This window comes from Microbacterium sp. W4I20, from assembly GCF_030816505.1.
Classification (GTDB): Bacteria; Actinomycetota; Actinomycetes; order Actinomycetales; family Microbacteriaceae; genus Microbacterium.
This window is the reverse complement of record NZ_JAUSYB010000001.1, coordinates 2,744,206-2,761,725: the sequence shown is the minus strand read 5'-3', so window position 1 is coordinate 2,761,725 and position 17,520 is coordinate 2,744,206. Positions and strand designations below refer to the sequence as shown.

Sequence of the window (17,520 nt, the reverse complement as noted above, 5' to 3'; positions counted from 1 at the left end):
GGTCGTGCACTCTGCCCGCACCGCGGCATCCTGCTAGCGTCGGCTTGCGCCCCGAAGCGCCGCAGAAGAGAGACCCCGCCGATGAGCACCGTGCAGATCAGAGACGCCGTGACGGCCGATCTCGAGACGATCACCGAGATCCACAACCACGCCGTGGTGCACACCACCGCGATCTGGAACGAGGATGCGGTCGACGTCGACGACCGGGCCGCCTGGCTCGCCGACCGCACGGCCAAGGGATACCCGGTCATCGTGGCGGTCGACGACACGGGTGTCGTCGGTTACGCGTCCTACGCGCAGTGGCGTCCGCACAGCGGATACCGCCGCACCGTCGAGCACTCGGTCTACGTGCGGGGCGCCCAGCGCGGACGCGGCATCGGCAAGACCCTCATGGCCGAACTCGTCGTGCGGGCGCGTGCCGCCGGCATCCACGTCATGATCGGCGGGATCGAGAGCGGCAATGTCGCGTCGATCGTGCTGCACCAGCGGCTCGGCTTCGCCGAGGTGGGACGGATGCCGCAGGTCGGCGCCAAGTTCGGACGCTGGCTCGACCTCAGCATGCTGCAGCTCACGCTCGATGAGCGGGCGACCCCTGACGAACCCCTCACGACCGACGCGGCATCCTGATCCCGATGGACGTTCTGCGCTGGCTGGCCGAAGCCTTCAACTCGCAGTGGATGCTGCCCGGCGGGCAGACGCTGCTCATCCGCGAGGTCGTGGGCAACGCCTTCGGACTCGCGAGCGCCCTCGGCGGCATGCGGCGCAAGATCTGGGCGTGGCCGGTCGGCATCGTGGGGAACATCCTGCTGCTCACCGTCTTCCTCGGCTCGATCCTCAGCCCCGACCACCAGCTGCCCCACCTGCTCGGGCAGGCCGGACGTCAGGTGATGTTCATCGCGGTCGCGATCTACGGCTGGGTGCGCTGGCGGAACGCCGAAGGCGGACGCGTGACCCCGCGATGGGCGCCGACCGGTGCGCGCGTCGGGATGGTGCTCGTGATGATCGTCGGAGCGGTGGCGCTGACTCCGCTGTTCCGCGCGCTCGGCTCCTGGGAGCCGGTATGGGCGGATGCCTGGACCTTCGTCGGATCCCTCGTCGCGACGTACGGAATGGCGAAGGGCTGGACTGAGTTCTGGCTCGTGTGGATCGCGGTCGACGTGGTCGGGGTGCCGCTGCTCTTCGGCTCGGGCTACTACGCGACCGGGCTGATGTACGTCTTCTACGGGGCCTTCACGGCCGTCGGGTTCGTGGTGTGGTGGCGTGCGCAGGTCACGGCCGCGCGGGCGGTCGTGATCATCCCGCCGGATCCGAGTCCGCACATGGACGACGATTGACCCCCGGCATCCCCCGGTGCTCGCCGGTACATCACCACACCACCACACGGCCGACACGCCAGATGTAGGACACATTCGGCCTATCGGTCCGACATCTGGCGTGTCGGCCGACATCTGTCCCCGATCGGATGCTGCGCGAATGTGTCCGCCCGTGTCGCCTTCCTTGTCGGAGCGCGACCCGTCCCGTTTCATGGGTTTCATGACCCGACAGATCCGCTTCAACGCCTTCGACATGAACTGCGTCGCCCACCAGTCGTCCGGCCTGTGGCGGCATCCGGATGACCGCTCGCGCCAGTACAACACGATCTCCTACTGGACGGATCTCGCGAAGCTGCTCGAGAGTGCGACGTTCGACGGCATCTTCATCGCCGACGTGCTCGGCACCTACGACGTCTACGGCGGCACGAACGAGGCCGCGATCCGCAACGGTGCCCAGGTGCCGGTGAACGACCCGATCCTGCTGGTCAGCGCGATGGCCGCGGTCACCGAGCACCTCGGGTTCGGCATCACCGCGGGCACCGCGTTCGAGCACCCGTACCCGTTCGCCCGGCGTCTGAGCACACTCGACCACCTCACGCAGGGTCGCATCGGCTGGAACGTCGTGACCGGCTACCTGCCCAGCGCCGCGCGCAACATGGGCCAGGAGGATCAGCTCGCACACGACGACCGCTACGACCACGCCGACGAGTACGTCGAGGTGCTCTACAAGCTGTGGGAGGGGTCGTGGGAAGACGATGCCGTCATCGAGGACCGCGAGAGCGGCATCTTCACGGACCACACCAAGGTGCATCCGATCGGGCATGAGGGCAAGCACTTCAGCGTTCCCGGCATCCACATCTCCGAGCCGTCCCCGCAACGCACCCCGGTGATCTATCAGGCCGGTGCGAGCCCCCGCGGCGTGCGCTTCGCGTCGGAGAACGCCGAGGCGATCTTCGTCGCAGCCCCCTCGAAGGAGGTGCTCGCCGGGACCGTGAAGCGCATCCGCGACGGCCTCGAGGCGGCCGGCCGCGGGCGGTACGACGCGCGGATCTACACGCTGCTCACCGTCATCACGGCGGCGACCAGCGAAGAGGCCACGGCGAAGCATGCCGAGTACCTCTCGTACGCGAGCCCGGAGGGCGCGCTGACCTTCATGTCGGGCTGGATGGGCGTCGACCTCTCGCAGTACGCCGAGGACGAGCCGGTCGGCAACGTCGAGTCCAACGCGATCCAGTCCGTGCTGCAGCACCTCAAGGAGGAAGCGGACCTCGGGCGTGAATGGACCGTCGGCGACTTCGGTCGGCACAACGCCATCGGCGGCCTCGGACCCACGATCGTCGGCTCCGGCGAGGAGATCGCTGACGAGTTGCAGTCCTGGGTCGACGAGACCGACATCGACGGGTTCAACCTCGCCTACGCGGTCACGCCGGGCACCTGGCAGGACGTGATCGACCACGTCATCCCGGTGCTCCGCGCCCGCGGCGCCTACCCCGAGGAGTACACGCCGGGCACCCTGCGCCACAAGCTGCAGGGCAAGGGCGACCGGGTGCAGGACACGCACCGCGCCGCGAAGTACCGGATCGGGTCGCCGGCCCGCGTGTAGTGCCGCGCGAGGTCAGACGGCGACGCGCGGGGCGAGTGCGGAGAGCAGCCGCAGCTTCTCGTGGCTCTCCGAGCCCGGGATCGCCGTGTAGACCAGCAGCGCGTGCGAGTGCTCGGGGTCGAGCAGACTCTGGCAGGTGAGTTCGAGCGGGCCGAGCTCGGGGTGCACGAAGCGCTTCGTCTCCCGCGGGCGGAGCCCCACCTCGTGCGTCTCCCAGAGCTGCCGGAACTCCGCGCTCTGCTCGAGCAGCGCTGCCGCCATTCGCGCCGCGCGTGACGCCGGCCCGCGCCGACCGATCACCTCACGGAGCCCCGATGTCCAGAGGCGCGAGAGGAAGTCGTGCTCTTCGGGTGCGTAGAGCCGTCGCGTCTGCGGGTCGCTGAACCAGCGGTATCCGAGGCTGCGCTCCGGCCCCTGGATCGACGCCGTGTCTCCGGTGAGGGCCACGCCCAGCGCGGTCTGGCGCAGCGTCTCGCCGAGTTCCGTCACGATCTCGGCCGGGGTGTCTTCGAGCCGGTCGAGGATCCGCAGCATCCCCGGACTGATGTGGTCACTCGTTCCGCCGCGCGGCGGCGGCTGATGGCCGGCCAGTCGGAACACATGATCGCGCTCGTCGATCGTCAGGTGGAGGCCCTGGGCGATCGCGGCGAGCATCTGCTCAGACGGCAGCGGACCGTCTCCGCGCTCGAGGCGCGCGTAGTAGTCGGCCGACATGTGACTGAGCGCCGCCACCTCCTCGCGCCGCAGCCCCTCGGTGCGCCGTCGCCGTCCGCGCTGCAGCCCGACATCCTCCGGCTGCAGCGTGTCACGACGCAGACGCAGGAACCCCGCGAGCGCTTCTCGATCGATCGACATGCCGTTCCTCTCCTGCCGATCCGATACTCGCACTCCCCCGGGCGTCGTATCCACTGCACGCGAAGTCCTGGATGCGCAGCGCGGCTCCCCGCAGGCTGGTGGTGACCAGAAGGAGCACCATGTCCCGCACAATCGTCGACATCGACATCCGCCCACTCTCCGGCACTCGTGCTGTCGTCACGGGCGGCAGCGACGGGATCGGTCTGCGCATCGCGACCCGGCTCGCCCGCGCCGGCGCCGAGCTCGTACTCCCGGTGCGCAACCCGCAGAAGGGCGAGGCGGCAGCATCCGCCATCCGAGCGATCGCACCCGGGACCCACCTCGAGACGGTGCTGCTCGACCTCTCCTCGCTCGAGTCCGTCGCGGCCTTCGGCGAGGCGATGCGCGCGGACGGGCGACCCGTGCACCTCCTGATCAACAACGCCGGTGTGATGACACCACCCGAGCGGCAGACCACCCGAGACGGCTTCGAGGTGCAGTTCGGCACCAACCACCTCGGGCACTTCGCCCTCGTCGCCGGGCTGCTGCCCCTGCTGCGGGCCGGACGGGCGCGGGTGACCTCGCAGCTGAGCATCTCGGCGAATCACGGCGCCATCAACTGGGACGACCTGAACTGGGAGCGGTCCTATGACGGCGGGCGCGCCTACAGCCAGTCCAAGATCGCGTTCGGGATGTTCGGTCTGGAGCTCGCCCGGCGCAGCGAGGCTCTCGGGTGGGGGATCACGAGCAACCTGTCGCATCCGGGCATCGCTCCGACCAGCCTGCTCGCGGCGCGACCCGAGATCGGCCGCGCCGAGGACACGGTCGGCGTGCGCGTGATCCGCTGGCTGTCGGCGCGTGGGCTGCTGGTCGGCACCCCCGAGACGGCGGCGCTTCCTGCGCTGTACGCGGCCTCGTCACCGGATGCCGTGACCGGACATCTGTACGGACCTCGCGGCCCCGGGCACCTCGGCGGCGCCCCCGCCGAGCAGCCGCTGTATTCGCGGCTGCGCAGCAACGCGGATGCCGAGCGGATCTGGCGGTCGTCGGAACAGCTGACCGGCGTGGACTTCCCGACGACGGGGGCGTAGGGAGCCGGACTCAGTCGTCGGCGCGGCTGAAGACGCTCCGCAGCACGAAGAAGACTCCCACGGCGACGACCAGCACGATCGCGAGCTTGGCGATGAACCACAGCACCGAGAACACGGCGCTGACGATCCACCACGCGATCACGATGGCCAGGATCACGCCGAGGATGGTCCAGATGTTCTTGGTCATGGCTCCAGCCTACGGACTTCGTCGGTGTGAATCGCCCGTCGGTCGTCACAGATCAGACGGCTGCGTCGTCGGTACTCATGGAGGCGCAGACGCGCCCCGGGAAAAGGAGAGACGACTTGTCGCACGTGAACATCGGCAAGATCTACGCAGCTCCGTACCAGGCGATGCTGGAGTTCGCCGGAAAGGCCGCAGAAGCAGGAGCGGATGCCGGGCTGTCGCCGCTGCTCGTCGAGCTGGTGAAGGTGCGGGCCTCGCAGCTCAACGGCTGCGCCTTCTGCCTGAGGATGCACGCAGCCGACGCCGTGAAGCACGGCGAGACCGCCGACCGGCTCGCGGTGCTGGCGGGGTGGTGGGAGTCCCAGTACTTCACACCCGAAGAGCAGGCGGCTCTGCAGATCGCCGAGCGCGTGACGATGATCGGCGACCACGGTCGGCTGCACGACCGCGGGATCGATGTCGACGGCATCCTGAACGAGAAGCAGATCGCGGCCGTGACCTGGCTCGCCGTCGTGATCAACAGCTGGAACCGCATCGCGATCACGAGCCACTACCCCGTGGCTCCCTGAGCTGGCCGGGGTCATTCGTTCTCGAGCGACCACACCTCCTCGATCGGGGCGAATCCTTCTTCGCCGTCCGGGCCGTGGAAAGCCTCCACGAAGCGGCCGATGTCCTGCTGCCACGCGATGTTCGCGGGATGCGGCTCCACCACGCTCATGGCCTGGCCGAAGTCCTCGCACTCCACCAGGTGGAACAGGTGGCGCCCGGAGCGCCAGATCGTCCAGTCCCGGATGCCGGCCTCGCCAAACAGTGCGCGGAGGTCGGCCGGGATCGTGGCGTGCTGGACGCGATACTCGTCGATCGATCCCTCGACGATCGTGGAATGCAGGGCGACGCGCATGATTCTCCTTCGGGTCAGACCAGCTCGTGGGTGACGATGTGCCCGGCAGTGGCGAGCGCGCTCCACAGCTCGTCGGGGACGGATGCCGCCATCCTCGCAGCGGCCGCCTCCGCCTGCTCGCGGTTCTCGACGCCGACGACGGCCGAGACCACCTGCGGCGAGCGCAGCGGGAACTGCAGAGCGACGGCCGGCAGCGCGACCCCGTGGTCGCGGCAGATGCGCTCGATGTCGCGTGCGCGTCGCAGTATGTCGTCGGATGCCGCGGCGTAGTCGTAGGTGATCCGGTCGGGTACCGTCTCCCGGCTGAGGATGCCGGAGTTGTAGACCCCGGCGGCGACGACCGCGACATGGCGCTCGCGTGCGAGGCGCAGCATCCGCACCGCACTCTCCTGCTCGAGCAGCGTCAGGCGACCGGCGCACATGACGATGTCGATGTCGGTGTGCGCGATGAAGTCGGCGAGCATGTCGGCCCGGTTCATCCCCGCTCCGCAGGCACCGATGACGCCCTGCTCCCGCAGGTCGACGAGGGTGTCGACGCCGATCGTGGACGCCGCCTCCCAGTGCTCGTCCGGGTCGTGCAGGTAGACGACGTCGACGCGGTCGAGGCCGAGGCGTTCCAGGCTCGCATCGAGTGATCGGCGGATGCCGTCGCGGCTGAAATCCCAGACCCGCCGCGCATCCGCCGGCACGTCGAACAGGTTCGCGATGTCACTCTGGTGCGCGGTCTCAGGCGTCGGCACGAGAAGCCGCCCGACCTTGGTGGAGAGCACGTACTCATCGCGCGGGTATGTGGAGAGAGCACGCCCGAGCCGGCGCTCCGAGAGTCCGAGGCCATAGTGCGGCGCCGTGTCGAAGTACCGCACCCCGGCAGCCCACGCGGCGTGGACCGTCTCCTCCGCCTGCTCGTCGGACATCGCCCGGTGGAGGTTCCCGAGCTGCGCGCAGCCGATCCCGAGCGTGGTGAACGCGAGACCGCGGTGCGTGCGCGCGGCGATCATGCCGTTTCCACCGCCGGGCTGTGGATGTGGCCCATCACCTCGGTGCTCATCGCCTCGTACTGGTGCGTGTTCTCGATGGTGCCGCGCACGACGAACCGGTCCATCGCGACGATGCGGTCGGCCAGCGTGACCATCTCGGCGAGGTCGCTGGAGATGAGGAGGATCGCCATGCCGTCGTCGGCGAGCTTCCAGATCAGCTCGTAGAACGCCTGCTTGGTGCGCACGTCGATCCCCACCGTCGGCTCATCGATGATGAGCACCCGGGTACGGGCGGCGAGCCACTTCGCCAGCGAGACCTTCTGCTGATTGCCTCCGGAGAGCTGACCGGCGAGCTGATCCTGTGACGACACCTTGATGTCGAGCATCTCGATGTAGCGGTCGACGGCCTCGCGCTCGCGGCGCCCGGAGACGAAGCCGCCGAACCTCGACAGCTCCGACCAGATCGTCACCGCGACGTTGCGTGTGATCGACTGCAGGAGGAAGACGCCCTCCTCCTTGCGGTTCTCGGTGACGTATCCGATGCGGAAACGGCGGAGCGCATCGCGCACCGAACGGATCCGCACCGGCCGGCCATCGACGCGGAGCTGCCCGGCGGTGATGCGGTCGAGGCCGAGGATCGATCGGGCGAGCTCGGTACGACCGGCGCCGACCAGTCCGTAGAGTCCGACCACCTCGCCCGGGTGCACGGCGAGGCTGATGTCGCGGTGACCGGCGGCCGTGCTCACATCGGTCAGCTCGAGGGCCGGGGTGCCGGTGCGCTCCACGGCCCGCTCGCCCACCTCGAGGTCTGCGAGCGTCCGACCGACCATCCGCGCGATGACCTCGTCGCGGGTGGTGTCGGCGATCGGCTGCGACGGCATGACCGTGCTGCCGTCGCGGAGCACCGTGATCGCGTCGCAGTGCGCGAACACCTCGTCGAGCTTGTGGCTGACCAGAACGATGGCCGTCCCCTCGGCAGCGAGCTGATGCACGACCGTGTAGAGCCGCTCGGCCTCGTCCTTGCTGAGCGAGGCTGTCGGCTCGTCGAGCAGCAGCACCTGCGCACTGCGATACAGGCCGCGGGCGATCTCGACGAGCTGCATCTGCGCGGCAGACAGCTCGCTCATCGGAGTGCGCGGGTCGATGTTCAGGTCGAGCATGTCGAGGCAGCGCTTCGCCTCCACCCACACTCGGCGCCAGTCCACCCGTCCGCCCTTGCGCGGCAGCGCGGAGAGCACGATGTTCTCGCCGACCGTGAACTCCCGCACGACGTTGCGCTCCTGGTGCACCACGCCGACGCCGGCCGCCATCGCCTCCTGCGGGTTGCCGAAGGCGACCTCTTCGCCGGCGAGCAGCATCCGCCCCGAATCGGCTCCCTGCACGCCGGTGACGATCTTGATGAGCGTGGACTTCCCGGCGCCGTTCTCGCCCATCAGCGCGTGGATCGAGCCCGCCTCCACCACGAGGTCGGCGCTCGCGAGCGCGACCACTCCAGGGAACGTCTTGCGGAGCCCAGTGACTTCGAGTGCGACGGTCATCGCTTCACCTCCGCGAGTGCGGCCTCGGCGCGCAGGGATCTGAGCGCCCGCGCATGTCGCTGCGCCTGCACCTCTCGGAACTTTCCGAGCGCCACCGTGCCGAGGACGACCGCGCCGACGACGAAGTTGACCACCTGTGCATCGAACCGGAAGATCGGGCTCGCGGCATCCACGAGACGAACGACCATGGCGGCCAGCACCGTGCCGAGCACGGCAACCGTTCCGCCGGCGAGCGCCACCCCGCCGATGATCGGCGCCGCGAAGCTCGGCAGCAGCCAGTCACCGCCGACGGTGGTGTTCACCCCGGGCAGGAACGAGATGCTGACCAGGGCCGCGATGCCGCACAGCAGGCCGGAGAGCGTGTGCGCGACCACGATGGAGCGGTCCGGCGAGATCCCGGCGAGCTGGGCCGCCGAAGCGTTGCCGCCGCTCGCGAGGAGCTTGCGCCCGGAGACGCTCTGCGCGAAGTACAGTGCCACGATCGCGGCGACGAGGAGCGTCATCAGGAAGATCGACGGGATGCCGAGGATCTCGGAGCGTCCGAACGCGGCGAGTTCCGGCCAGCCGGCGCGGCCGATCGTGCGCGTGCCGACGAGTGCGTACTGCGCGCCGATCAGGATCTGCGACATCGCGAGCGTCACGATGAACCCGTTGATGCGGGTTCCGACGACGAGGAGGCCGTTCGCGAGGCCGAGGGCCGCGCCGGTCAGCACCGCGACAAGAGCGCCGATCCAGGGCGGCACGCCCCAGGAAGTGATGATCACGCCCGTGAAGCACGCGGCGACGCCGCCGATCGCGCCGACGGCGAGGTTGAGCTGACCGACGCAGAGCGTGATCATCTGCGCCAGTCCGATCAGGATCGGCACGCTCACGAAACGGAAGAAGCTCGTCAGCGAGACCGGACCGAAGAACTGGCCGGAGGTGGCGAAGCCGAGGATCGCGGCCCCGACGACGACGATCCCGAGGAGGAGCAGGTTGTTCGCACTGATGACGCGTCTCATCGGACCGCCTCCGCATCTTCGAGTTCGGCGGCGAGGGTCGCTGCGGACTCCTCGCGCGGTCGCGGACGCCTGCGTGCGAACACGAGTCGCAGGCGGTCGGTGGCGAGGGCCGCCAGCAGGATGCAGCCCAGCAGCACGTTGAGCGCCTCGAGGCCGACGCCGAACAGCTCGAGACCCTTGCGGATCACCGAGGTCAGGGTGATGCCGAGGGCCGTGCCGACGATCGAGACGACGCCGCCGGCGAGCAGCGTGCCGCCGAGGATCGGCCCGAGGAACGACGACAGCATGAACTCGCTGCCGATCGCCGGGGTGAACGAGCCGGTGCTCGCGGCGAGCAGGAACCCCGCACCGGCGGCGAGGAGGCCGGAGAGCGCGTGGGCGAGGATGATGCGGCGCGCGGTGGGAACACCCGAGAGCTCGGCCGTACGCACGTTGCTGCCGGTCACGAGCACCTCGCGCCCGTGGCGGGTGCAGGTGTAGAAGTACCAGACGGCCGCCATGCATGCGAGCGCCGGCAGGATCATCAGCGGGATCGCGTTCGTGCCGCAGTAGCCGAGGAGGCAGACGTCGGCGAAGGTCGACCGGCCCACCGTCTCGAAGCCGTCGGGCAGCACCGTGAAGGCCTGGCCGCTGCTCCACGCCTTGTACAGCGTCGGGATCAGCCCGAGCAGCGCGAAACTCATGGCGAGCGTCACGATGAAGGAGTTGACGCCGGTCTTGGCGATGATCCAGCCGGCGAGGGCGCCGAGGCCCGTGCTCACCAGCAGGCCGAGAGCGAGCCCGGCGACCAGCGGCAGCCCGAGGTTCTCGAAGCTCGCTCCCATGACGAGCGCGCCGACGCCGGCCAGCTGCCCGACCGCCAGATTCATGTGGCCGACCGAGAGCACGACCATCTGCGACAGACCGACCACCGTGAAGATCGCGATCGACGTCAGCAGCGGAGCGATCACGAACGGGCCGTTGAGGAAGGCCGGCTTGAGCACGGCGAGCGTCACCACGAGGGCGACGATCAACACGAGGAGCAGGGCGCGGGGCGACCGGACCTCCGCCCGCACGGTGCTCGCGAAGCGGGACATCAGAGGACGAGCCTGTCGTCCATGGCGTCGCGGTTCCAGTCGATCCCGAGGCCCAGGGTCTCAGGGGCGAGGGCGCGACCGTTCTCGATCGTCATGCCGGTATGCGTGATGGCCCGCAGCTGCGGGATGTGCTCGACGTAGCGTCCGTTCGGGACCGCGGCGACGAGGCTCACGTGCAGCTCCATCAGGAAGTGCGGGCACACGTGCACGTTGAACGACTCGGCGAGATGCGCCACCTTGAGCCAGGGCGTGATGCCGCCGATGCGGGCGACGTCGACCTGCACGATGCCCGCAGCTCCCCGGTCGAGGTACTCGCGGAACTGGGCGATCGAGTACATCGACTCGCCCACGGCGATCGGAGTGGAGGTGGATGCCGCGAGGCGCACGTGCCCCTCGATGTCGTCGGCCGGCAGCGGCTCCTCGATCCAGCCGAGGTCGAGGCCGTCGAACAGCCGGGCCCGACGGATCGCCTCGGCGCTGGTCATCGACTGGTTCGCGTCGACCATGATGTCGAAGCGCGGACCGACGGCGTCGCGCACGGCCTGAAGGCGCTCGCGATCCTCCTGACCGGACGGCTTGCCGATCTTGACCTTGACGCCGTTGAGCCCGCTCTGCTTCGAGGCGAGGGCGCCTGCCACCAGGTCTTCGCTGGAGAGGTGGAGCCAACCGCCCTCCGTGTCGTAGAGCGGGATGTCGCGGCGGAACCCTCCGGCCAGGCGCCAGAGCGGCAGGCCCGCGCGGCGGGACGCGATGTCCCAGAGCGCGGTGTCGACCGCGGCGAGCGCGAGTGAGGTGATCGCGCCCGTGGTCGTCGCCCTGGTCGAGGAGAAGAGGCGGTGCCAGACGGCTTCGATGCGGTCGGCCTCCTGGCCGATCAGGATCGGGAGCAGGTGGTCGCGCAGCATCGAGAGCACCGCGCGACCTCCCGTCCCGATCGTGTAGGAGTACCCGAGGCCCTGCAGGCCGTCGTCGGTGCGGACTTCGACGAACACCGTCTCCTGGGAGACGAAGCTCTGCACGGCATCCGTCCGTTCCGTCTCGACGGCGACGTCGACGAGGAACGCGCGAGCGTCGATGATGATGCTGGACATCGGGGAGTCTCCTGTGGATCTCGTCGGTCTACTTGCAGGTGAGCAGGTCGTCTTCGAACTGGCTCTTGACCTTCTCCGCGAAGGCCATCTGCTCGTCGCCGTAGGTCTCGACGTTGTCCTTCGTGACCACGAACGAGCCGGAGTCGACGATCACACCGGGATCCGCCATCTCGCACGCGCCGCTGGCGAGCTGCGCGAGCACCCAGCTGCCGACGTAGGCCTGCCCGACCGGGTTCTGCGCGACCGTGCCGTAGATCGAGCCGTCGGCGATGCCGTCGAGGATGGTGGCGTCGTCGTCGATGGCGACCAGCTGGATGTCGAGTCCGGATTCGGCGATGGCCTCGGCGGTGGCGACGGCCGGGTTGTAGGCGGTCGTGACGATCGCGTTCACCTCGCTCCCGCTCGCGGCGAGGAGGTCGGAGACGGCCTTCTGCGCGGTGGCGAGGTCGGTGTCGACGTCGGTGATGCTCTGCAGCAGAGTCACCGCTCCGTCGGTCTCCTCGACGGCACGCTCGACGCCCGCGATGCGGCGCTGCGTGTTCGAGTCGACGTTGTTGCCCGTCATGTGCACGAGGTTGCCCTTGCCGCCGATGGACTCGATCGCGGCGACGGCGGCCTGGTAGGCCGCCTCTTCGGTGTCGGTGGAGAGGCAGAACGCGGCGAGGTTCTCGTCGCCGGCGGGGCAGGACGCGATCGAGCCGACGGCGATGCCGGCATCCGACAGCTTCTTGAAGGTCGCGTTGATGTCGGTCGGCGAGACGCCGAAGACGCCGAATGCCGTGTAGCCGTTGGCGACGAGGGAGTTGATCACGTCGTTCTGCTTGGTCTGGTCCCACTCGGCGGTCTCGTTGAACGTGACCTCGCCGAGCCCGAAGTCCTTCGCCGCCTTCTCTCCCGCGGCGATCCACGGCTGGAAGTACGGGTGGGCTCCGCCGGGGACCAGGGCGACGCGCACGTCGGACAGGTCGCCGGCACCTCCGCCGTCGCCTCCCGACGAGGGGGTCGCGGCCTGCGGGGTACAGGCGCCGAGAGCGAGGGTGAGCGAGGCTGCGGCGGCGATGACGGCGCCGAGCCTGGCGTGCTGTGTGATGCGCATCGTTGAGCTCCGTTGTGATCGAGTATCGAAGATCGTATTGGATCTTTGATAGCTATACTGATCGGAGACACTCAGCCTGTCAACCGGAGGTTCACATGTCGGCTCTGGATCAGTTACCGTCCTTCGACGTCGGATCGCGCCGGATGCTGGCCGACGAGGTGTACCTCGCCCTGCAGCAGGCGATCCTCGAAGGCACCGTTCCCCCGGATGCGCGGATCAACGGCGGAGAGCTCGCTCGCCGGTTCGATGTCTCGCCGACGCCGGTCAGGGAGGCCCTGGCACGGCTGGAGTCCGACGGACTGGTCGAGAAGCTGCCGCTGCGCGGCTACCGCACCACCGATCTGCTCGACAAGAGCCAGTTGGGCGAGCTGTTCGAGCTGCGCCTCCTCCTCGAGCCGGGCAGCGCGGCGCGAGCTGCCGAACGGCGCACGGAGGAAGAGGCCGACTCGCTCGCCCAGGAGGTGGAGGAGGGTCGCGCCGCGATGTCGGACGACGACGCCTACCGGCTGCTGTCGCGTCACGACGTGCGGCTGCACGATCTCGTCTTCCGCGCCGCACAGAACGAGACGGTTCGACAGGCATACGCCCGCACGCACTGCCACCTGCACACGTTCCGGCTGGCGTACACCGGGTCCTACGTCGATGCGACCGTGGCCGAGCATGCGGACATCGCCGAGGCGATCATCGCGGGGGATGCCGAGCGCTCGGCGGCCGCGATGCGCACGCACATCGAGAACTCGCGCGATCGCCTGATGAGCCACCTCGGCTGATGGCTCAGCCGAGGTCGCCGAGCAGATCGTGCAGTGCCCCGGCGGCCGCCAGCAGCGCCACGCTCCGTCGCGTCAGATCGGCGCGGCGTCGCGTTAGGATCTGCTGGGCGTCGGCGGTCATGGTGTCATCGCGCAGTTGATCGAGGACCCGCGCGACGGCAGGGATGCCGTAGCCACCGGCTCGCAGGGCAGCCACGATCCGCGCCTCGGTGATGGCAGTCGCGCCGTACGAGCGAGCGGCGGATGCTGCGTCGCGGAACGGATGCACGAGACCCTCGCCCTCCCAGTGGCGCAGCGCAGATGTGCGCACGCCGAGCGCCTGAGCGAGTTCGCCGATCGCCATCGCATCCTCGGAGGCGAACACGGCGGTGGCGTCGTCGACGGCCACCTCGAGCGCTCGGAGTGCTTCGACGACCCTGATCCGCTCGTCGGCGATCGCCACGTGGAGTTCATCGACGCGCTCGGCGGCGGCGACGAGGTCGCCGTTGAGCAGTTCCGGCATCAGCTGACGCGCCTGGACGGGCCCGATCGCCTCCGCCAGCGCGCGATATGCACGCAATGCGGTCAGGTGTCGCGCCCGGTACTGCCGATAGCCGTTCGGCGCCCGCTCGGCCGGAGGGATGACGCGCAGCCGCTCGAGATCACGCACCTGCTGCGTCGAGTAGCCGACCAGGCGGCCGATCCCCGCCGTGCTCAAGGAGCGTACTTGAGGGTTCACAGCTGCTCTTCCCTCCCTGTGGCGGACAAGTCCACATAAGCACATGAAGCTCATCATTGAATGATGGAGATGCAGCAGATCATCGATGAGGTCCACACGTTCGACGGCGCACTCGTCGTCGCACCGCAGAAGGGAAGCGACTTCCCGGAGTTGTCGTGGGGAGACGCGTACTTCTACCATGCCCCCGACGGGCGGATGCCGGAGCGCACTCAGCCGTACGGCACGATCATCACGAAGAACTACCCCGAGGACTCGACGTCCGGCCTCGATGCGCCAGGACGGTTCCGGGTCAACATCCACGTGGGGCGGGTGCGCGCAGACGAACTCGCCCTGGCGAATGCGGATGCCGGGGCGCCCGACGTCTTCCTCCGGCATCCGCTCTACGGGGAAGCCGGCTGGGTCTGCGTGATCGACCCGGCCGGGGCGACGGCGGATACCGTGCTCGCGCTGCTCCGAGAGGCGCACGAGGCTGCACGCGCACGGACCGCGAGGAGGCTCGGCTGATGGCTCAGCCGCTCTCACCCCAGGCGCTCAGCGAGATCGACCGGCAGATCGTCGCCGCGTGGGCGGCCGACTGCGCCGAGCGCGTGCTGCCGCTGTTCGAGGCGGAGGCCCCGGACGACGACCGTGCACGCGACGCCATCGCGCGGACGCGGTCATTCGCGCGCGGCGAGCTCACGACCGCCGGGGAGATCCGCCGGCGCTTCGTGGCCGGGAGGGCGGCATCCGCTGCTCGATCCCCCGCCGGTGCGGCCGCGGCGCGGGCGGCCGCGCAGGCAGCGGGCGTCGCGCACATGGGGGCGCACGCGCTCGGTGCGGCCGCATACTCCGTGAAGGCTGTCGGGCTGGCTCGGCCGGATGATTCGGATGCCGGTATCGAGGAGATCCGCTGGCAACTCGCTCGCCTCACACCGGCTGCAGCCGAGGCGCTTCGCGGCCTGCCGCTGCTGGGCGAGGACACCGCGGGGCCGCTCGGGCCCGGGCTCCTCGCTACCGGCACGCTCGGCGACGCCATCCGCCGGATCCAGGCCGGGCTCTGACTGTTTCGAATCGCGCGAATGGTTGCAGATCGCGGCGAGAAGCCCCCCGTTGCGCGATTCGAAAACAGGAGGGCCCCGCTTCAGCCCGGCTTCAGCGTCGAGCGGCCACACTGGAGGAATGCGGATCCTGGTAGTCGACGACGAGGTGCGCCTGGCCGACGGTGTGCGCCGCGGACTCGAGGCCGAAGGGTTCGCCGTCGACGTCGCGCACAACGGCGTCGACGGGCTCTGGCGGGCACGCGAGACGCGGTACGACGCGATCGTGCTCGACCTGATGATGCCCGGGATGAGCGGATGGAAGGTGTGCGAGGCGCTGCGCGCCGAGGAGAACTGGACGCCCGTGCTCATGCTGACCGCGAAGGACGGCGAGTGGGACCAGGTCGAGGCGCTCGAGACCGGCGCCGACGACTACGTCACGAAGCCGTTCTCGTTCGCGATCCTGGTGGCCCGGATCCGCGCGCTCGTCCGTCGGGGCGCCGTCGCGCGACCGGCGATCCTCGAGGCCGGCGACCTGCGGCTCGACCCGGCCGCCCACCGCGTCTGGCGCGGCGAGACGCCGGTGACGCTCACCGCCCGCGAGTTCTCGGTGCTCGAGTACCTGATGCGGCACCGCGGACAGGTGGTCACGAAGCGCGCGCTGATCGAGGGCGTCTGGGACGACGACTTCGACGGCGACCCGAACATCGTCGAGGTCTACGTCGGACACCTGCGCCGCAAGCTCGACAAGCCGTTCGGGCGCGACGCGATCGAGACGATCCGCGGCGCGGGCTACCGATTGGCGGCCGACGGTGGCTGAGGCGCAGGTGGCTAGCGGCCGGCGCGCCGGTCGCTGGTGGCGATCCGTGCGCGGGCGGACCACGCTCGGAGCCACGCTCGTCGTCGCGGTGGCCCTCGCCGTCGGCGCGCTCTCGTTCTACGCGGTGCTCAGCAGCACCGTGCACGGCAGCACGCAGCGCGCCGCCGAGCAGCGCATCGACGAACTCGGCGATCGCGCGAACGGACCCGGCCCCGGCTCCGGCGACCGCGGCATCGACGACCTCGAAGACGAGTTCGTGCAGCTCATCGGCCCGGACGGGGCGGTGCGCGCGGCGAGCGAAGACGCACGGGAGGCGCTTGGAGCGACGCCGCTCCCGATCGCCGACGAACCACGGACGACGACGATCGACCGCGAGCCGATGCTCGTCGTCTCGGATGACATCGACGGCGACCAGACGCTCGTGCTCGCCGTGTCGATGGAGGACGACGCCGAGACGCTGTCGACGGTCGCGACGCTGCTCGCCGTCGCAGTCCCGCTGCTGCTGCTCCTCGTCACCGCGACGACCTGGCTCGTCACCGGTCGCGCACTCCGCCCCGTCACCCGCATCCGCGCGGAGGTCGACGGCATCACCGCCGAGCGACTCCACCAGCGCCTCGCCGTGCCGGCATCCGCCGATGAGATCGCCGCGCTCGCGACGACCATGAACGGAATGCTCGACCGACTGGATGCCGCCGCCACGGCGCAGCGCCGCTTCGTGTCCGACGCCTCGCACGAGCTGCGCTCCCCGCTCGCCACGATCCGTCAGCACGCCGAGCTGGCGCAGGCGCATCCGGGTGTGACGAGCATCGGCGAACTGGCCGAGATCGTGTCGGATGAGGGCCTGCGGTTGCAGGGCATCGTGGAGTCGCTGCTGCTGCTCGCCCGGCTCGATGAGGGCGCCGGTCGGCACGCCGAACCGGTGGACCTCGACGACCTCGCACTGGGCGAGGTGCGCAGGCTCCGGGCCGCGGGCATCGAGGTCGACGGGTCCGGCATCCGCGCCGCGCGCGTCGAGGGGGATCCGCGCCTGCTCGGCCAGCTGCTGCGCAACCTCGCCGACAACGCCGCGCGCCACGCCCGAGGACGCATCGCGATCGGCGTGACACCCGCCGATCGGCACGTCTTCGTGACGATCGAAGACGACGGCGGCGGCGTTCCGGTGGACGAGCGCGAGCGCATCTTCGAGCGGTTCGTGCGCCTCGATGAGGCGCGCAGCCGCGACGCCGGCGGCAGCGGCCTCGGCCTCGCGATCGCCCAGGGTATCACGGCGGCAGAGGGCGGCACGATCGTCGTCGACGAGTCGCGCTGGGGCGGCGCCCGGTTCGTCGTCACCCTGCCTCTCGCCCCCTGACTCGGTCGGATCTGGGCCCCTGAGCTTGTCGAAGGGCTGTCGACCGGGCACTTCGACGGCTCAGTGACCCAGCGCTCGCCCCCTGACCCGTTCCTGAAGAACCCTTCAGGTCGCTTCAGGAAGGCTTCAGTGCCTGCGCG

The 17,520-nt window shown here is 69.6% G+C and carries 20 protein-coding genes; 10 read left to right on the top strand and 10 right to left on the bottom strand.

Going from position 1 to position 17,520, the window contains the following annotated elements; genetic code table 11:
* The first annotated feature begins 81 nt into the window (after positions 1-81).
* The 3 genes from QFZ21_RS13470 to QFZ21_RS13460 all read left to right on the top strand — a co-directional run bounded on the left by QFZ21_RS13470 (position 82) and on the right by QFZ21_RS13460 (position 2,916).
* Positions 82-627 (top strand): GNAT family N-acetyltransferase, encoded by a 546-nt coding sequence (locus QFZ21_RS13470; RefSeq protein ID WP_307378664.1) that lies wholly within the window; start codon positions 82-84, stop codon positions 625-627.
* Positions 628-632: 5 nt separating this feature from the next.
* On the top strand, positions 633-1,334 hold the full coding sequence (gene pnuC, locus QFZ21_RS13465) for a nicotinamide riboside transporter PnuC (RefSeq protein ID WP_307378661.1): 702 nt from the start codon (positions 633-635) through the stop codon (positions 1,332-1,334).
* 199 nt (positions 1,335-1,533) lie between these two features.
* On the top strand, positions 1,534-2,916 hold the full coding sequence (locus tag QFZ21_RS13460; RefSeq protein WP_307378659.1) for an LLM class flavin-dependent oxidoreductase: 1,383 nt from the start codon (positions 1,534-1,536) through the stop codon (positions 2,914-2,916).
* A 12-nt stretch (positions 2,917-2,928) separates the two neighbouring features.
* On the opposite strand, the gene QFZ21_RS13455 is transcribed toward QFZ21_RS13460, so the two are convergent.
* The gene (locus QFZ21_RS13455) at positions 2,929-3,771 is read right to left on the bottom strand and encodes a helix-turn-helix transcriptional regulator (protein ID WP_307378657.1); all 843 of its coding nucleotides are present in this window, start codon (positions 3,769-3,771) and stop codon (positions 2,929-2,931) included.
* A gap of 119 nt (positions 3,772-3,890) precedes the next feature.
* On the opposite strand from QFZ21_RS13455, the gene QFZ21_RS13450 reads away from it, so the two are divergent.
* Positions 3,891-4,841: an SDR family oxidoreductase gene (locus tag QFZ21_RS13450; RefSeq protein ID WP_307378655.1), complete on the top strand. Its 951-nt coding sequence runs from the start codon at positions 3,891-3,893 to the stop codon at positions 4,839-4,841.
* A gap of 10 nt (positions 4,842-4,851) precedes the next feature.
* Here QFZ21_RS13450 and QFZ21_RS13445 read toward each other — a convergent pair whose 3' ends face one another.
* Complete coding sequence (locus QFZ21_RS13445; RefSeq protein WP_307378652.1) at positions 4,852-5,028, bottom strand: hypothetical protein; 177 nt, start codon at positions 5,026-5,028, stop codon at positions 4,852-4,854.
* A gap of 125 nt (positions 5,029-5,153) precedes the next feature.
* Here QFZ21_RS13445 and QFZ21_RS13440 point away from each other — a divergent pair, with 125 nt between their 5' ends.
* Positions 5,154-5,594 (top strand): carboxymuconolactone decarboxylase family protein, encoded by a 441-nt coding sequence (locus QFZ21_RS13440; RefSeq protein ID WP_307381306.1) that lies wholly within the window; start codon positions 5,154-5,156, stop codon positions 5,592-5,594.
* A gap of 11 nt (positions 5,595-5,605) precedes the next feature.
* Here QFZ21_RS13440 and QFZ21_RS13435 read toward each other — a convergent pair whose 3' ends face one another.
* Genes QFZ21_RS13435 through QFZ21_RS13405 form a run of 7 tightly spaced genes read right to left on the bottom strand, consistent with a single transcriptional unit; the run spans position 5,606 to position 12,705 of the window.
* Positions 5,606-5,926, bottom strand: coding sequence for an L-rhamnose mutarotase (locus tag QFZ21_RS13435; protein ID WP_307378649.1), 321 nt, complete (start codon positions 5,924-5,926; stop codon positions 5,606-5,608).
* A 14-nt stretch (positions 5,927-5,940) separates the two neighbouring features.
* A complete protein-coding gene (locus QFZ21_RS13430; protein WP_307378646.1) occupies positions 5,941-6,924 on the bottom strand; it encodes an aldo/keto reductase in 984 nt (327 codons plus the stop codon).
* Positions 6,921-8,441, bottom strand: a complete 1,521-nt coding sequence (locus QFZ21_RS13425) for a sugar ABC transporter ATP-binding protein (protein ID WP_307378643.1) — start codon at positions 8,439-8,441, stop codon at positions 6,921-6,923. Before QFZ21_RS13425 ends, QFZ21_RS13430 begins: the two co-directional genes overlap by 4 nt.
* Complete coding sequence (locus tag QFZ21_RS13420; RefSeq protein ID WP_307378641.1) at positions 8,438-9,442, bottom strand: ABC transporter permease; 1,005 nt, start codon at positions 9,440-9,442, stop codon at positions 8,438-8,440. Before QFZ21_RS13420 ends, QFZ21_RS13425 begins: the two co-directional genes overlap by 4 nt.
* Positions 9,439-10,518 (bottom strand): ABC transporter permease, encoded by a 1,080-nt coding sequence (locus tag QFZ21_RS13415; RefSeq protein WP_307378638.1) that lies wholly within the window; start codon positions 10,516-10,518, stop codon positions 9,439-9,441. The genes QFZ21_RS13420 and QFZ21_RS13415 overlap by 4 nt, the downstream gene beginning before the upstream one ends.
* Positions 10,518-11,609 carry a mandelate racemase/muconate lactonizing enzyme family protein gene (locus QFZ21_RS13410; protein ID WP_307378635.1) on the bottom strand — a complete coding sequence of 364 codons (1,092 nt, stop codon included), beginning with the start codon at positions 11,607-11,609 and terminating at the stop codon, positions 10,518-10,520. The genes QFZ21_RS13415 and QFZ21_RS13410 overlap by 1 nt, the downstream gene beginning before the upstream one ends.
* A 28-nt stretch (positions 11,610-11,637) precedes the next feature.
* Positions 11,638-12,705: a substrate-binding domain-containing protein gene (locus QFZ21_RS13405; RefSeq protein ID WP_307378632.1), complete on the bottom strand. Its 1,068-nt coding sequence runs from the start codon at positions 12,703-12,705 to the stop codon at positions 11,638-11,640.
* Between the two features lie 95 nt (positions 12,706-12,800).
* On the opposite strand from QFZ21_RS13405, the gene QFZ21_RS13400 reads away from it, so the two are divergent.
* Positions 12,801-13,475: a GntR family transcriptional regulator gene (locus QFZ21_RS13400; RefSeq protein WP_307378629.1), complete on the top strand. Its 675-nt coding sequence runs from the start codon at positions 12,801-12,803 to the stop codon at positions 13,473-13,475.
* 4 nt (positions 13,476-13,479) lie between these two features.
* On the opposite strand, the gene QFZ21_RS13395 is transcribed toward QFZ21_RS13400, so the two are convergent.
* Positions 13,480-14,172: a MerR family transcriptional regulator gene (locus QFZ21_RS13395; RefSeq protein WP_307378627.1), complete on the bottom strand. Its 693-nt coding sequence runs from the start codon at positions 14,170-14,172 to the stop codon at positions 13,480-13,482.
* An 84-nt stretch (positions 14,173-14,256) separates the two neighbouring features.
* Here QFZ21_RS13395 and QFZ21_RS13390 point away from each other — a divergent pair, with 84 nt between their 5' ends.
* From QFZ21_RS13390 to QFZ21_RS13375, 4 genes are all read left to right on the top strand, one after another.
* Positions 14,257-14,697, top strand: a complete 441-nt coding sequence (locus QFZ21_RS13390; RefSeq protein WP_307378625.1) for a DUF6194 family protein — start codon at positions 14,257-14,259, stop codon at positions 14,695-14,697.
* Complete coding sequence (locus QFZ21_RS13385) at positions 14,697-15,233, top strand: putative immunity protein (protein ID WP_307378623.1); 537 nt, start codon at positions 14,697-14,699, stop codon at positions 15,231-15,233. Before QFZ21_RS13390 ends, QFZ21_RS13385 begins: the two co-directional genes overlap by 1 nt.
* 118 nt (positions 15,234-15,351) lie before the next feature.
* Positions 15,352-16,029 carry a response regulator transcription factor gene (locus tag QFZ21_RS13380; RefSeq protein ID WP_307378621.1) on the top strand — a complete coding sequence of 226 codons (678 nt, stop codon included), beginning with the start codon at positions 15,352-15,354 and terminating at the stop codon, positions 16,027-16,029.
* Positions 16,022-17,380: a HAMP domain-containing sensor histidine kinase gene (locus QFZ21_RS13375; protein WP_307378620.1), complete on the top strand. Its 1,359-nt coding sequence runs from the start codon at positions 16,022-16,024 to the stop codon at positions 17,378-17,380. The genes QFZ21_RS13380 and QFZ21_RS13375 overlap by 8 nt, the downstream gene beginning before the upstream one ends.
* The last annotated feature ends 140 nt before the right edge of the window (positions 17,381-17,520 follow it).

Excerpts from the sequence above, each read along its gene's own strand:
- QFZ21_RS13405 (WP_307378632.1), bottom strand. The coding sequence starts at position 12,705 with ATGCGCATCACACAGCACGCCAGGCTCGGCGCCGTCATCGCCGCCGCA.
- QFZ21_RS13400 (WP_307378629.1), top strand. The coding sequence starts at position 12,801 with ATGTCGGCTCTGGATCAGTTACCGTCCTTCGACGTCGGATCGCGCCGG.
- QFZ21_RS13380 (WP_307378621.1), top strand. The coding sequence starts at position 15,352 with ATGCGGATCCTGGTAGTCGACGACGAGGTGCGCCTGGCCGACGGTGTG.
- pnuC (WP_307378661.1), top strand. The coding sequence starts at position 633 with ATGGACGTTCTGCGCTGGCTGGCCGAAGCCTTCAACTCGCAGTGGATG.
- QFZ21_RS13385 (WP_307378623.1), top strand. The coding sequence starts at position 14,697 with ATGGCTCAGCCGCTCTCACCCCAGGCGCTCAGCGAGATCGACCGGCAG.
- QFZ21_RS13420 (WP_307378641.1), bottom strand. The coding sequence starts at position 9,442 with ATGAGACGCGTCATCAGTGCGAACAACCTGCTCCTCCTCGGGATCGTC.
- QFZ21_RS13455 (WP_307378657.1), bottom strand. The coding sequence starts at position 3,771 with ATGTCGATCGATCGAGAAGCGCTCGCGGGGTTCCTGCGTCTGCGTCGT.
- QFZ21_RS13430 (WP_307378646.1), bottom strand. The coding sequence starts at position 6,924 with ATGATCGCCGCGCGCACGCACCGCGGTCTCGCGTTCACCACGCTCGGG.
- QFZ21_RS13390 (WP_307378625.1), top strand. The coding sequence starts at position 14,257 with ATGGAGATGCAGCAGATCATCGATGAGGTCCACACGTTCGACGGCGCA.
- QFZ21_RS13470 (WP_307378664.1), top strand. The coding sequence starts at position 82 with ATGAGCACCGTGCAGATCAGAGACGCCGTGACGGCCGATCTCGAGACG.
- QFZ21_RS13460 (WP_307378659.1), top strand. The coding sequence starts at position 1,534 with ATGACCCGACAGATCCGCTTCAACGCCTTCGACATGAACTGCGTCGCC.
- QFZ21_RS13425 (WP_307378643.1), bottom strand. The coding sequence starts at position 8,441 with ATGACCGTCGCACTCGAAGTCACTGGGCTCCGCAAGACGTTCCCTGGA.
- QFZ21_RS13435 (WP_307378649.1), bottom strand. The coding sequence starts at position 5,926 with ATGCGCGTCGCCCTGCATTCCACGATCGTCGAGGGATCGATCGACGAG.
- QFZ21_RS13445 (WP_307378652.1), bottom strand. The coding sequence starts at position 5,028 with ATGACCAAGAACATCTGGACCATCCTCGGCGTGATCCTGGCCATCGTG.
- QFZ21_RS13415 (WP_307378638.1), bottom strand. The coding sequence starts at position 10,518 with ATGTCCCGCTTCGCGAGCACCGTGCGGGCGGAGGTCCGGTCGCCCCGC.
- QFZ21_RS13410 (WP_307378635.1), bottom strand. The coding sequence starts at position 11,609 with ATGTCCAGCATCATCATCGACGCTCGCGCGTTCCTCGTCGACGTCGCC.
- QFZ21_RS13450 (WP_307378655.1), top strand. The coding sequence starts at position 3,891 with ATGTCCCGCACAATCGTCGACATCGACATCCGCCCACTCTCCGGCACT.